A 13,438-nucleotide genomic window follows, 5' to 3' on the forward strand; every position below is an offset into this window, starting at 1 on the left:
TTTAGAGTGACTGATCACGTACAGACTTCCGAACGCACCGTGGCAAACATCGGCGAAAGCGGAATTCTTCAAGTCATTCTCCCCATCTTCAAATCCCAGGGTGTCGTGCTCGGCCCCGGGGATGACGCCGGCGTCTTGCAGATCCGCACCGGTGAAGTCCTGGTGACCGTGGACACCATCGTCGAGGACCAGGATTTTCGGCTGAAATGGCCCAGCGGCGCGGTGCATGAGGCCTTTGACATTGGATGGAAGTCTGCCGCCCAGAACCTCTCAGACATCAATGCCATGGGTGGCCAACCCACCGGCGTGGTCATTTCCCTATCGCTGCCCGGCGAGACGAGCATCGGTTGGGTTGAGGATTTCGCCCGCGGGTTCGCCCAGGCACTGCATGAGCTGAGCGAACACCCGATCGTCGTACTCGGTGGAGACCTGGGGCTGTCCAAGGAAATCTCCGTCACCACCACTGCGCTCGGAGAGACCAGCAAGGGACGGGTGCTGCGCAGCGGCGCGAAGCCGGGGGATGTCGTGGCGGTGGCTGGCCGGGTTGGTATGGCCTCGGCGGGCCTGGCGCTGCTGGACAAACCCGATTCCGAGCACTCGTGGAGCCGTGCTCTGCGCCGCGTGGTGCAGGGCCAATGCCGCCCGGTGCCACCGTTGGAATCCGGTCCGCGGGCAGCCGAAGCCGGTGCCACCGCGATGCTTGACCTTTCCGACGGCCTGATGATTGATGCCCAACGTCTGGCAACCGCCAGCGAGGTGACACTCGCATTGGATTCCCAGCCACTGGCCGACTTCGCCCGCCGGCTGCAGCCAGCGGCCGACTTCCTGGGTGAGGAAGCCATGCAGTGGGTTTTGTATGGGGGAGAGGACTTCGGATTGCTGGCGACCTTCCCCAAGGATGCCACCATTCCGGAGGAATTCAGCATCATCGGAAAGGTCGCAACGACGGGCAGCAAGGGGACCGCCATCACCATTGATGGGGAGCAAATGTCCACCAGCGAAGGGTTTGACCACTTTTCCTGACCGGTCACAGCGCCAGGTATAACCGCTGGCCTGCCCCGAATGCTGCTGCCGGGTGCTGCTAGTAAGCAGGTGCGTCCTCCTGGACGCGCAACAGCTCCGAGAGTTCGTCGGCCGTCTGGACGACCGCCTCGTGGTGGATCTTGCCTGGCTGACGGGTTAGACGCTCAATAGGGCCGGACATGGACAGGGCGGCGATCACCCTTCCGGACTGTCCGCGGACCGGCGCCGAAACCGAGGCGACACCCGGTTCGCGTTCGCCCAGCGACTGCGCCCAACCGCGGCGGCGCACCCCGGCAAGAATGGTGGGAGTGAAACGGGCACTGCGCAACCCGTCGACCAGACGCTCGTTGTCTTCCCAGGCCAACAACACCTGGGCCGCTGAACCTGCCTTCATGGACAATTGCGTACCGACGGGGATGGTGTCCCGAAGTCCCACCGGACGCTCCGCACTGGCAATGCATACGCGGTATTCCCCCTGCCTGCGGAAGACCTGGGTGCTTTCGCCGGTCTGGTCACGTAACCGAACCAACAGCGGGCCGGCCGCCGTGACCAATCGATCTTCACCCGCTGCCCCAGCCAATTCAACCAGTCGGTCACCGAGTTCAAAACGACCGTGCATGTCCCGCCCAACCAAGCCATGATGAGCCAGCGACTGGGCGATTCGGTGAACCGTGGGACGGGAGATGCCGGTAGCGTCCACGAGTTGGGCCAGGGAGAAGGGGCCCTGTTCCAGGGCGTTGAGTATCGCGACGGCCTTATCCAGCACGCCGACACCGCTGCTAGTTGTCATGGAAGACATCCTTCCATCTCAATATTTGAGATTCAAGTCCGCATATTGGAAATCTCCGCCCAAGCGCTGGCACACTGGAAACTGTAGGAAGAACAAGTTGAAGGAGTGTGTCGTATGTCTGCGCAGCAGTCACCCATGACACTGGCCGAGAAGGTCTGGAACGCCCACGTTGTGCGTCGCGGAGAAGGCGAAGGAGCTGCGCGTCAGCCCGATTTGATCTTCATTGACCTTCATCTACTGCATGAGGTCACCAGCCCGCAGGCCTTTGAGGGGCTGCGCCTGGCCGGTCGGAAGCTGCGTCGCCCAGATCTGACCATCGCGACCGAAGACCACAACACTCCCACGCTTGACATCGACAAGCCCATTGCGGATCTGACCAGCCGTACCCAGATTCACACCCTGCGGGATAACTGCAAGGAATTCGGGGTGCGCCTGCACTCGCTGGGCGACAAAGAACAGGGAATCGTGCACGTGGTCGGGCCCCAGCTGGGCTTGACCCAACCGGGCATGACCGTGGTGTGCGGTGACTCCCATACCTCCACCCACGGCGCCTTCGGTGCTTTGGCCTTCGGCATCGGCACCTCCGAGGTGGAACACGTCATGGCCACCCAGTCCCTGAGTCTGAAGCCGTTCAAGACCATGGCCATCAACGTGGAGGGAACACTCAAACCCGGTGTCACTTCCAAGGACATCATCCTGGCCGTGATTGCCAAGATTGGCACCGGCGGGGGACAGGGCTACGTCCTGGAATACCGGGGCTCGGCCATCCGATCCCTGTCCATGGATGCACGCATGACCATTTGCAACATGTCCATCGAAGCCGGCGCCCGTGCGGGTATGATCGCACCGGATGAGACCACTTTCGAGTACGTCAAGGGACGCCCACACGCGCCGGAAGGCGAAGACTGGGAAGCCGCAGTCGAGCACTGGAAGACCCTGCACACCGACGAAGGCGCCGAATTCGACGCCGAAGTCTTCCTGAACGCGGACGAACTCGAGCCCTTCGTTACCTGGGGAACGAACCCGGGCCAGGGGGTGTCACTGTCGGACTCGGTGCCAGGTCCTGAGGACTTCGAGGACGAAAATGACCGTCAGGCCTGTGAACGCGCCCTGAAGTACATGGGGCTGGAAGCCGGAACCCCCATGAAGGACATTCGGGTGGACACCGTGTTCCTGGGCTCCTGCACGAACTCGCGCATGGAGGATCTGCGCGCCGCCGCAGAGATCATTAAGGGGCGGGAAAAGGATCCGGACGTGCGCATGATCGTGGTCCCCGGCTCGGCTCGTGTTCGCCTGGAGGCAGAGGCCGAGGGCCTGGACAAGATCTTCAAGGACTTTGGGGCCGAGTGGCGTTTCGCAGGGTGCTCCATGTGCCTGGGCATGAACCCGGACCAGCTCTCGGAAGGGGAGCGCTGCGCCTCAACCTCGAACCGCAACTTTGAGGGACGCCAGGGCAAGGGTGGGCGAACCCACCTGGTGTCACCACTGGTCGCCGCGTCCACGGCCATTCGCGGAACCCTGTCCTCACCCTCGGATGTCGCCCAGACTCCGGTTGCCGTCTAGAAAGGAACGCTTCCATGGAAAAGTTCACCTCTCATACCGGAATCGGTGTTCCCCTGCGCTCTAGCAACGTGGACACCGACCAGATCATCCCGGCCGTCTACCTCAAGCGCATTACTCGTACCGGTTTCGAGGACGCGCTGTTCGCCGGCTGGCGCAAGGATGAGAACTTCATCCTGAACCAGGAGCCCTACTCCTCAGGCAGCGTGTTGGTGGCGGGTCCCGACTTCGGCACCGGCTCTTCTCGTGAACACGCCGTGTGGGCCTTGAAGGACTACGGGTTCAAGGCAGTGCTCTCATCAAGGTTTGCCGATATCTTCCGGGGCAACTCCGGAAAACAGGGCTTGGTGGCGGCCCAGCTGGCTCAGGATGACATTGAGTTGATCTGGAAGGAACTGGACAACAATCCAGGTACGCAGATCACCGTGGACCTGGACTCCCGGACTGTCACCTGTGGTTCCCTGGTTGCCCCGTTCGATATTGACGACTACACCCGCTGGCGCCTGATGGAGGGGCTGGATGACATTGGTCTGACGCTGCAGCACGAGGACGCCATCACCGAGTACGAGCAGTCACGACCTTCCTTCAAACCGAAGACCCTGCCAGCACGCACCGCCAGCTGACTCCTGCTATTCGGTCACATCATGCTGTGGGCGGCACCACCCGATTTCTCATTGGAAAGACGGCGGTGCCGCCTTTATTGCCTTCCAGCGCAGTGCTTTCCCAAGATGTGGTGTGAATTGCCTGATAAGACGGAAATAATGTGGACGGCTCGCAACGTTGGAACCAAGAGGACACAGGGCCAGGCGGTATGCTGGCTTAGTCCTATCCACTTTCGGAATCCGAAGGCAGTGGACAGTTTCAACTACGTGATGAGGGTAATTCATTCATGGGCAAGATCCTGACAATCCATGGTGGTGTGCCACTGAAAGGCACCGTAAGAGTTGGCGGAGCCAAGAACTTGGTCCCCAAGGCCATGGTTGCCTCTCTGCTCGGCAATACGCCCTCGGTCCTGCGCAACGTCCCGGAAATCAAGGACGTTTCAGTGGTACGCAGTTTACTGGAACTACACGGGGTCAATGTCACGCAGGACCCGCAGACCGGGGACCTGACGATGGATCCCACCGACGCGAAGTCCGCCTCCAACCGCGCGATTGACGCCCATGCTGGTGACTCGCGCATCCCGATTCTTTTCTGTGGCCCGCTGATTCATTCGCTCGGCCAGGCCTTCATCCCGGACCTGGGCGGTTGCCGGATTGGTGACCGACCCATCGATTTCCACCTGGATGTTCTGCGCGAATTCGGCGCCGTGGTTCACAAGGGTGAGGACGGCATCCGGATCTCCGCGCCCCAGGGCCTGTCCGGCGCCAAGCTCGATCTGCCCTACCCGTCGGTGGGCACCACCGAACAGGTACTGCTCTCGGCTGTTCGCGCCCGCGGCGTGACCGAGGTGCGCAACGCCGCTATTGAACCAGAAATCCTGGACCTGATCGCGCTGCTGCAGAAGATGGGCGCCATCATCTCCGTGCACCGCGACCGGATCATCCGGATCCAGGGTGTGGATGAGCTCCAAGGCTATGACCATACCGCCCTGCCGGACCGCAATGAGGCTGCCTCATGGGCTTCGGCCGCACTGGTGACCAAGGGTGATATCTTCGTCGAGGATGCCCAGCAACGGGACCTGACCGCCTTCCTGCACGTATACCGCCAGATCGGCGGAGAGTTCGAGGTCAAGCACAATGGCATCCGCTTCTACCACCCCGGTGGCGAGCTAAACCCGCTGATCCTGGAAACCGACGTCCACCCGGGGTTCATGACCGATTGGCAGCAGCCATTGGTGGTGGCCTTGACCCAGGCCAGCGGGGTATCGGTGATCCATGAAACCGTGTACGAAAACCGTTTCGGATTCACCGAGGCGCTGCAACGAATGGGCGCAACCGTCCAGGTTCACGTGGATTGCCTTGGTTCCACCCCCTGCCGCTTCGGCCACCGCAACTTCAAGCACTCGGCGGTTGTCATGGGCCCAGTCGACCTGCGCGGTACCGACGTGGATATCCCGGATCTGCGTGGCGGGTTCTCCCACCTGATCGCGGCCCTGGCCGCCGAAGGCACCAGCACCGTAACTGGAATTGAAATCATCAACCGCGGTTATGAGCACTTCACTGAAAAGCTCATCTCCCTGGGCGCCAACGTAGAGCTCCACGAAGCGGGAGTGAAGGTTGGCAGCTGACAGCACGGTGAGCAAGGAACCGCTGAAGTCCAGGCTGATCTTTGCAGGCCTGGCCGGCGCCGTTCGGCCGGTGATGAATGCCTTGATCGGCAAGACCTGGAAGGGCTTTGACTCCCTTCCGCAGGGCGGCTTCATCCTCTGCGTCAATCACGTCACCAAGATCGACCCGCTCGTGATTGGCCACGCCATGTACAGCAATGGCCGATTGCCGCGTTGGCTTGCCAAGGAATCATTGTTCACGGCCCCCGTGCTGGGATGGATCATGAAAGCCTCCGGACAGGTGCCCGTGGCGCGCAAGAGCAGCGCAGCCGGTGACTCACTGGTGGTGGCCAAGCAGGTGCTGGACGCGGGTGGGGTAATCATCATTTACCCAGAAGGGACGCTGACCCGCGATCCAAACCTGTGGCCCATGCGCGGGCACACCGGCGCGGCGCGGCTGGCCCTGCAGACCGGTGCCCCGGTTGTGCCCATGGCGCACTGGGGCGCCCAGGAACTGCTGCCACGCTACAGCAAGAAACTGAACCTGTTTCCGCGCAAGCACGTGGTGATCTCAGCCGGGCCCGCGGTGGACCTGGATGATTTGCGCAATGGCCCGAGGACCCGCAGCGTCCTGCAGGAGGCCACGGACCGCATTATGCGTGAGGTGACCCGTTTGCAGGCCGAGCTGCGCGGTGAAGAGCCGCCAGCCAAGCTATGGGATCCCAGCGAGCACGGCCAGGCGGCCACCGGTTCCAGCTATGAAGCATCAACTTCTGTCACCGAAAAGAACAAGCCAGCCGTAGAGGACTGAAAAGTGCCGAATACCTTGCCACGTAAGATCGCCGTCATGGGTGCCGGAAGCTGGGGGACCACCTTCGCCAAGGTGCTGGCAGACGCGGTGGAGCATCATGACATTCCCGTGATGATCTGGGCGCGGCGTAGCGAAGCAGCGGCGGAGATCAACGAACGGCACACGAACTCGCGGTACCTGCGTGAAACCAAGTTGCCGGCGAATATCAGCGCCTCAAGTGACAAGGCCGAAGTACTTGCCCAAGCCGATCTGGTGGTTCTGGCCATCCCTTCGCAGTCCTTGCGCAGCGAGCTCGCTGAGTTCAAACAGTACCTGGAGACCGGGGCGGTGCTGCTGTCCTTGATGAAGGGTCTGGAGCGCGGTACCGATCTTCGCATGAGTGAAGTGATCGCCGAAGTCACGGCACTGCCACAGGACAAGGTCGCGGTGCTTTCCGGCCCGAACCTCGCCATGGAAATCGCCCGGGAGCAGCCAACGGCATCCGTCGTGGCGTGCACCGACCCGGAAGTCGCCACCTGGATTGCCGAACTCTGCTCGGCTCCGTACTTCCGTCCCTACACAAATGATGACGTGCTGGGGGTTGAGCTCGGCGGTATTGTCAAGAATATTATTGCGCTGGCCGTGGGAATGTGCGATGGCATGGGGTTCGGGGACAACACCAAGTCCAGCGTCATTACCCGAGGTCTTGCCGAAACCACCCGCCTAGTTCTCTCCCTGGGCGGACGCATGGACACCCTGGCCGGACTTTCCGGGCTAGGGGATCTGGTGGCCACCTGCTCATCGGCGCTGTCACGCAACAATACAGCCGGCCGCCTGTTGGGTCAGGGCCTGTTCCTGGAAGAGGTTAACGACCGCATGTCGCAGACGGCCGAAGGCATCAAATCAGCACGGGCCGTTTTTGACCTTGCCACGGCTCATGGGGTGGATATGCCCATCACCGAGGCCGTCACCATGGTTCTGGAGGGGAACTTGAGCGTGGAAAACATGGCCCAGCGCTTGCTGGCACGTGATCTTAAATCCGAAGGAGAGCTGCAGTCATGAGTGAGGCCAAGGAAACCAAACCGCGAGTCCTGCTTCTGATGGGCGGCCAGTCCTCCGAACACCCGGTCTCCTGTGTCACGGCTGCCGGCGTCATGCATGCCATTGATGCGGAACAGTTCGAGGTCATTCCGGTGGGAATCACCCGCAAGGGTGCCTGGACACTCGTCGAAGAGGATCCGCGCGACTGGTCGCTGACCGGCAGCGACCTGCCCGAGATCACCAGTGTGAGCACCGCCGTGGCGCTTTCGAGCAACGGCGTGGAAACCAGGCTGATCGCCCGGAACGGGGACACGGTCGAGGATCTGGGCAAGGTCGACGTGGTCTTCCCACTCCTGCATGGACCTTTTGGCGAGGACGGCTCCATTCAGGGCCTGCTGGAAATCAGCGGAGTGCCCTATGTCGGTTCCGGCATCGCAGCCAGCGCTGTCGGCATGGATAAGCACTTCATGAAGGTCATTTTCGAGGCAGCAGGGTTTAACGTGGGGCCCTACGTTGTCATTGGTAACAAGGAATGGCAGCGCGAGCCACAGGCTTGCCTCGATAAGTGTGATGTCCTGGACTACCCGTTATTCGTCAAACCCGCTCGTGCTGGTTCCTCTGTTGGTATCACGAAGGTTGATTCCAAGGATGGACTGGCGGCCGCGATTGACTTTGCTCGCGCCGAGGACCCCAAGGTCATCGTTGAGCAGGGCATTGAAGGTCGTGAAATCGAGTGTGGCGTGCTGGAGGGCAACGGCGCTAACGTTGCACGTGCTTCACTGCCCGGCGAGATTGCGGTGGAAAGCCCGGATAACGCCTTCTATGATTTCCAAGCCAAATACGTCAACGGCGCTGCGGCAAAACTGACCTGCCCGGCGGTGCTCAGCGATGAAGCCACTGCCGCCATTCGTGACCTGGCGGTCAAGGCATTCGACGCCGTCAACGCGGAAGGACTCTCTCGGGTTGACTTCTTCTACACCCCGGAAGGGGAGTGGATCATCAATGAAATCAACACCATGCCCGGATTTACTCCGTCGAGTATGTACCCACACATGTGGCAAAAGACCGGCATTGAGTACCCGGAGTTGATTCATCGACTGATTGATCTGGCGTTGGAACGTACGACTGGACTGCGCTAAGGCGTGATTTACTGCCAATAGGCAGCACCCGGTATGCCGGGTGCTGCCTATTGGTTCGTGTTCCTACATGTTGTCTAGGGCCTTGTCGTACGAGACGCATTTACGCTCGGCAGGGATCTTGCTTGCAGCATCAGCCAGAGAAGCCGTGACAGTGCTCGAGGGAATTTCTTGAGGATCTAAGAGAATCTCCGTGGCCGGGCTCCGTCCATAGGTGGTCAGTGTCCACACCCCGTCGTCTCCCTCCCGAGCAATCCAGTCAACCCCGTTGACCGAGACGCAGGGGTCCGGAGTGGGGCCGGGCACCTGGACGCCGCACCGTAGCACCACTTGAGCAGGATCTCCCCACGCCGCAGTAGCCTGAGAACTGGTCGGGCGCTTTTCAACGTCACCCATGACTTCCGGGAGGACTACCATCATGTCGGCGCAGCGAGGATTCGCGGCATCTGGTGCGGCTTCAACGTTCAGCACAGCTTGGCACCCCGTCAAAAGTGTGACGGCGGCCATGGAGCCAGCAACCAAGCCTGCGCGTTTACTGAATCTTGAGACTCGACTTGATAACGGTTTGCGAAGAAAACTCATTTTGGCCACCTTATTAGCGTACCTGTCATTTCTGATAGCTAAGATGTAGTGAGTTAAAAGTGTGAAAGGTTGCATATGTCTGAACCAACTGCAGCGGTGGAAGAGACTAAACGTCCACGGCGAAAGAAACGTCGGGGACTAGGTGTCCTCATTACTGTCTTGGCACTTGTTGTCATAGCGGCAATCGTCGCCGGTCTCTATGTTTGGAACTTGGGACGCACTTTCGACGAAAACTCGCAGCGTCTGCCCGACGCATTTCCGGCAGAGGAAACGCGCCCGGAGGTGAAAGAGGAATCCAAGGACGCAGTAAATATTCTGCTTTTGGGCAGCGACACTCGCGAACAACGCGCTGACGGGGACGATGACGAGGGGTTCGGCACTCTGCCCAACGGTGGTCGGTCTGACACCATGATGTTGGTCCACATTCCGGAGAACCGTGAAAATGTGTATGTCACCTCCATCATGCGCGATACGTGGCTGGACATTCCCGGCGTTGGAACCGCCAAGATCAACCGTGCGTTTGCCAGCGGGGGAGTTCCCAAGGCCGTCGAAACGCTGGAAAACCTCTTCGGGGTGAGAATCAACCATGTTGCTTCGATCGACTTTGAAGGATTCAAGGGGTTGACCGACGCTCTGGGCGGCGTCACTATCAACAACCCGATCGCCTTCCGTCAGTCGATCACCAACGGGATGTATTTCCCGGCAGGAACCCAGACACTGGATGGCGAACAGGCCCTCGCATTCGTCCGGGAACGCAAGTCGTTCCCTGGCAGCGATTATCAACGCGTGAAAAATCAGCAGCTGTTCGTGAAGGCGATGTTGGGACAAATCATGTCACGGGAGACGCTGACGAATCCCGGAAAGGTTTCGGATGTTATTTCAGAGATCTCTCCCTTCATTGCGGTCGATGACTCGCTGAATTCTGCGGCCGTGGCTAAGCTTTCGACCGGTATGCTGGATGTGCGTCCCTCCGATATGACCTTCTTTACGCTTCCGAATAAGGGACCGGGACGGTCGGCAGACGGGCAATCCATTGTCATTCCTGACATGGAGGTCATCGACAAGTTCGGTAAGGCGTTACAAGACGATAAGGTCGATGAATTCGTGGCGTCGACAGACTTGTCACGGTGATGCAGAAAGATTGATTCCCCATGAGCCAAAAACTCGATACCTCCGGACGAGCCATCACCCAATGGCTGGAACGGAGCGTTAAGAGTCTAGGCAATCACTCGGATCGGCTCAACGCGATTAACGTCTTTCCGGTCGCGGACGGTGACACAGGCAGCAACCTGTATCTCACCGCCCGCGCCGGGCATGATGCCGTGAGTGAGCTGGACAGCCCGGACGTGGGTGGATATCTGGAAATAGCCGCCCGCGCCGCCATGGAGTCTGCGCGTGGCAACTCCGGAACATTGCTTGCCGTCTTCCTCAGCGGTTTGGCTGAGCCGCTGATCGGCGCTGACCGTCTCACCGCGCCCGGGTTGGCGGCAGGCCTGGAACGAGCAAAGGTGCGGGCATGGTCCGCTCTCAGCGACCCTGTAGACGGAACCATGCTTTCGGTAATCAACGCTGCCGCCTTGGCGGCGAGCAGCACCGTAATGCACCTGAAGCATGACCCGGAAAGCCGAGCAGCCCTGGACGAACTGCTGACACAAGTCGCCCAGGCCTCCCGGCTGGCTGTCCAGGGAACAGAAAATGAACTGCCGAGCCTGGCGGAAGCCGGCGTTGTGGATGCCGGCGCTGTCGGCATGTTGATCATCATTGATGAATTGTGCGCCGCAGTGCGCGGCACGGACGCGCAGTTTGAATTCTATGAAACCTTCCACGGATACAACATCCAAGACCCGCACGTCCATCTTTCGGTTGACAACGCCGAAGGGGTGGAGGTGATGTGCACCGTCACCTTGGATGCACTCGGTGCCGCTACTTTGCGCGGGCAATTGGATTCCATTGGTGATTCGGTGATCATGTCACCGGTGAACCAGCGGGGCGAGGCGTTCCGCTGGCGCGTACACGTGCACGTCCCCGAACCCGAAGAGGCATTGGCCCTGATTCGCCAGTATGCCGAGCCGGTCAACCTTAGTATCACCGACCTATGCCACCACGATGCCTGAAATGACGCGCAGCTCCCTGCTTGAAGCTCCTTTGGCTACCGTTGTTGGGGGCAATAATGCCAAACAGCTGCAGAAGGCCTTCGGCTATGAAACAGTCGGTGAGTTTTTAGCACACTTTCCGCGACGCTATGTCGAAGTCGGGGAACTGACCCCGATTTCGGAGCTTCCCTACGACGAACACGTCACCATTGTTGCCCGCGTGGTAAACACCAGCCAGCGCAAAATGCACTCCCGACGGGGATTCATCTTTGAGGTGACCGTCAGCGATGAGCTCGACGCCAACGGTCAGCAACTGCGGATGACATTCTTCAACGGATATCAGGCCCGCAACGAACTCCAGCACGATACCGTGGCAATGTTCTCCGGCAAGGTCAGCTGGTATCAGGACCACCTGCAGCTCAGCCAGCCGGAGTACGCGATCCTAGATGAGGCGGCCGAAGCCGACCCACGACCCATCCCGATCTACCCGGCATCAGCCAAAATGCCGAATAAGAAGATCCGTGATCTGATGCAGCTCGTACTTGACCGTCTATCGCCCGAGGATGTACCGGAATTCATCCCACAGAACCTATTGGAGTCGCGCGGCTACGCCAACCGCTTCCAAGCCCTGCTGGAACGGCATCAGCCCCAGGAGATCCGTGACGGGTACCGGGCACGCAACCGCTTCGCTTATGAGGAAGCGCTGCTCTTGCTGTTGTCCTTAGCCGAGCGCAGCAGCGAGGTCAGCCAGCAGCGGGCCACACCCCGTCCACCCAAAGCCGCAGGAATCGGTGCCCGCTTTGATGCGAACCTGCCCTTCCAACTGACCGACGAGCAGATCACCGTGGGGAGGGAAATCAGCGACGACCTGCAAAAAGCGCACCCCATGCACCGACTGCTGCAGGGCGAAGTTGGCTCCGGAAAGACGTTGGTGGCCCTGCGAGCCATCCTCCAGGTCATTGATGCCGGGGGACAGGCAGCACTGCTGGCCCCGACCGAAGTCTTGGCGACCCAGCATTACGAATCAATCCGGAGCATGCTCGGACCCCTGACTGATCCTGGCCTCTTCGGTCAGGCTGAAGGCACCGGTGTTGCCCTATTGACCGGCTCGGCTAAAACTGCGCAACGCCGACAGGCTCTGCTGGGGATTGCCAGTGGCGAAACCGGGCTCATCATCGGTACCCACGCGTTGCTGGGAGAGCAGGTTCAGTTCGCGGACCTCGGGCTGGTCGTAGTTGATGAGCAACACCGCTTCGGGGTTGAGCAGCGGGACACGCTGCGCGCCAAGGGCAACGGCTCGGTCCCGCATACCCTGGTAATGACCGCGACCCCGATACCCCGCACTGTCGCCATGACGGTGTTCGGGGATTTGGAAATCTCCACCATCCGGCGAATGCCCTTTGGGAGGGCACCCATCACCACGCACCTGGTACCGCTGCAACTGCCCGGGTATCAGCAACGCCTGTTTCACCGGATCGCCGAGGAAGTGTCCAAGGGGCACCAGGTGTATGTAGTATGCCCTCGTATTTCCGACACTCGCGGTGAGAGCGGCGTGCCCACGGTATCTGCGACTGCGGGCGACAGGGAACCAATGAGCGTCGAGGCCATGCATGAGCTGATGCACTCCATCCCGCTCTTCGACCAGGTGCGCGTGGAGTCGCTCCATTCCCAATTGCACGCCGAGGACAAGCACGCAATCATGGAAGAATTTGCTGCCGGGGAGATTGATGTGCTGATTTCCACGACGGTCATTGAAGTCGGTGTTGACGTTCATAACGCGACGTTGATGGTCATCGTTGATGCAGAAAATTTTGGCATCTCCCAGCTCCACCAGCTGCGCGGTCGAGTAGGCCGCGGTGGCTTGCCCGGCACCTGTTTGCTCACCACGTGGCTGGACGCGGATCACCCCTCGGTGAACCGGCTGCGCACCGTGGTGGGAAGTATTGACGGGTTCGAACTTGCCGAAGCGGATCTGGCCGAACGCAAGGAAGGTAACATCCTCGGAGTCCAGCAGTCGGGCAGCCGTTCATCGCTAAAAGTGCTCAGCGTGATGAAGGACCGGAACATCATCGAACGGGCGCGCGATGATGTGGCGCTATTGACGAGATCGGGAACATGGAAGACTGATTTTCCGCGTCTTGCCACGACCCTTGCTTCCTGGGTGGATGACTCCACCCGCGAATTCCTCGAAAAGAACTAAAGTGACGTTTTTGA

At 60.2% G+C, this 13,438-nt stretch carries 12 protein-coding genes; 10 read left to right on the forward strand and 2 right to left on the reverse strand.

Translation table 11 applies throughout. The features are described from left to right. Positions 1-6: 6 nt before the first annotated feature. Positions 7-1,023 carry a thiamine-phosphate kinase gene (thiL, locus tag GcLGCM259_RS06295; RefSeq protein WP_138926092.1) on the forward strand — a complete coding sequence of 339 codons (1,017 nt, stop codon included), beginning with the start codon at positions 7-9 and terminating at the stop codon, positions 1,021-1,023. Positions 1,024-1,081: 58 nt separating this feature from the next. Here the strand turns inward: thiL and GcLGCM259_RS06300 are convergent, their stop codons facing one another. Continuing rightward, positions 1,082-1,813, reverse strand: coding sequence for an IclR family transcriptional regulator (locus GcLGCM259_RS06300; protein WP_138926093.1), 732 nt, complete (start codon positions 1,811-1,813; stop codon positions 1,082-1,084). Positions 1,814-1,927: 114 nt separating this feature from the next. Between GcLGCM259_RS06300 and leuC the strand changes: the two genes are divergently transcribed. The 6 genes from leuC to GcLGCM259_RS06330 all read left to right on the forward strand — a co-directional run bounded on the left by leuC (position 1,928) and on the right by GcLGCM259_RS06330 (position 8,552). Next, positions 1,928-3,376, forward strand: coding sequence for a 3-isopropylmalate dehydratase large subunit (leuC, locus tag GcLGCM259_RS06305; RefSeq protein ID WP_175419348.1), 1,449 nt, complete (start codon positions 1,928-1,930; stop codon positions 3,374-3,376). A 14-nt stretch (positions 3,377-3,390) separates the two neighbouring features. Further along, positions 3,391-3,996, forward strand: coding sequence for a 3-isopropylmalate dehydratase small subunit (gene leuD / locus GcLGCM259_RS06310; RefSeq protein ID WP_054820463.1), 606 nt, complete (start codon positions 3,391-3,393; stop codon positions 3,994-3,996). A 266-nt stretch (positions 3,997-4,262) separates the two neighbouring features. Further along, on the forward strand, positions 4,263-5,603 hold the full coding sequence (murA, locus tag GcLGCM259_RS06315; protein ID WP_138178327.1) for a UDP-N-acetylglucosamine 1-carboxyvinyltransferase: 1,341 nt from the start codon (positions 4,263-4,265) through the stop codon (positions 5,601-5,603). Between the two features lie 7 nt (positions 5,604-5,610). Continuing rightward, complete coding sequence (locus GcLGCM259_RS06320) at positions 5,611-6,393, forward strand: lysophospholipid acyltransferase family protein (RefSeq protein ID WP_246049810.1); 783 nt, start codon at positions 5,611-5,613, stop codon at positions 6,391-6,393. Positions 6,394-6,429: 36 nt separating this feature from the next. Continuing rightward, positions 6,430-7,434, forward strand: coding sequence for an NAD(P)H-dependent glycerol-3-phosphate dehydrogenase (locus GcLGCM259_RS06325; RefSeq protein WP_138927187.1), 1,005 nt, complete (start codon positions 6,430-6,432; stop codon positions 7,432-7,434). Continuing rightward, on the forward strand, positions 7,431-8,552 hold the full coding sequence (locus GcLGCM259_RS06330; protein ID WP_138926094.1) for a D-alanine--D-alanine ligase family protein: 1,122 nt from the start codon (positions 7,431-7,433) through the stop codon (positions 8,550-8,552). Before GcLGCM259_RS06325 ends, GcLGCM259_RS06330 begins: the two co-directional genes overlap by 4 nt. 63 nt (positions 8,553-8,615) lie before the next feature. Here the strand turns inward: GcLGCM259_RS06330 and GcLGCM259_RS06335 are convergent, their stop codons facing one another. Then, positions 8,616-9,206, reverse strand: a complete 591-nt coding sequence (locus tag GcLGCM259_RS06335; RefSeq protein ID WP_342773593.1) for a DUF3515 domain-containing protein — start codon at positions 9,204-9,206, stop codon at positions 8,616-8,618. Here GcLGCM259_RS06335 and GcLGCM259_RS06340 point away from each other — a divergent pair, their 5' ends adjacent. From GcLGCM259_RS06340 to GcLGCM259_RS06350, 3 genes are read left to right on the forward strand one after another with little or no spacing between them, the layout of a single operon-like run. After that, a complete protein-coding gene (locus GcLGCM259_RS06340) occupies positions 9,207-10,262 on the forward strand; it encodes an LCP family protein (protein WP_138926096.1) in 1,056 nt (351 codons plus the stop codon). It begins immediately after the preceding gene. A 20-nt stretch (positions 10,263-10,282) separates the two neighbouring features. After that, a complete protein-coding gene (locus GcLGCM259_RS06345; RefSeq protein ID WP_175419349.1) occupies positions 10,283-11,245 on the forward strand; it encodes a DAK2 domain-containing protein in 963 nt (320 codons plus the stop codon). Beyond that, complete coding sequence (locus GcLGCM259_RS06350; protein ID WP_138926097.1) at positions 11,238-13,424, forward strand: ATP-dependent DNA helicase RecG; 2,187 nt, start codon at positions 11,238-11,240, stop codon at positions 13,422-13,424. Before GcLGCM259_RS06345 ends, GcLGCM259_RS06350 begins: the two co-directional genes overlap by 8 nt. The last annotated feature ends 14 nt before the right edge of the window (positions 13,425-13,438 follow it).

Origin of the sequence: Glutamicibacter creatinolyticus (genome assembly GCF_006094275.1) — a bacterium.
GTDB classification, from domain to species: Bacteria; Actinomycetota; Actinomycetes; order Actinomycetales; family Micrococcaceae; genus Glutamicibacter; species Glutamicibacter creatinolyticus.

Coding starts and splice junctions, on each gene's coding strand:
- GcLGCM259_RS06300 (WP_138926093.1), bottom strand. CDS start 1,813: ATGACAACTAGCAGCGGTGTCGGCGTGCTGGATAAGGCCGTCGCGATA.
- leuC (WP_175419348.1), top strand. CDS start 1,928: ATGTCTGCGCAGCAGTCACCCATGACACTGGCCGAGAAGGTCTGGAAC.
- leuD (WP_054820463.1), top strand. CDS start 3,391: ATGGAAAAGTTCACCTCTCATACCGGAATCGGTGTTCCCCTGCGCTCT.
- murA (WP_138178327.1), top strand. CDS start 4,263: ATGGGCAAGATCCTGACAATCCATGGTGGTGTGCCACTGAAAGGCACC.
- GcLGCM259_RS06325 (WP_138927187.1), top strand. CDS start 6,430: ATGGGTGCCGGAAGCTGGGGGACCACCTTCGCCAAGGTGCTGGCAGAC.
- GcLGCM259_RS06330 (WP_138926094.1), top strand. CDS start 7,431: ATGAGTGAGGCCAAGGAAACCAAACCGCGAGTCCTGCTTCTGATGGGC.
- GcLGCM259_RS06335 (WP_342773593.1), bottom strand. CDS start 9,206: ATGCAACCTTTCACACTTTTAACTCACTACATCTTAGCTATCAGAAAT.
- GcLGCM259_RS06340 (WP_138926096.1), top strand. CDS start 9,207: ATGTCTGAACCAACTGCAGCGGTGGAAGAGACTAAACGTCCACGGCGA.
- GcLGCM259_RS06345 (WP_175419349.1), top strand. CDS start 10,283: ATGAGCCAAAAACTCGATACCTCCGGACGAGCCATCACCCAATGGCTG.
- GcLGCM259_RS06350 (WP_138926097.1), top strand. CDS start 11,238: ATGCCTGAAATGACGCGCAGCTCCCTGCTTGAAGCTCCTTTGGCTACC.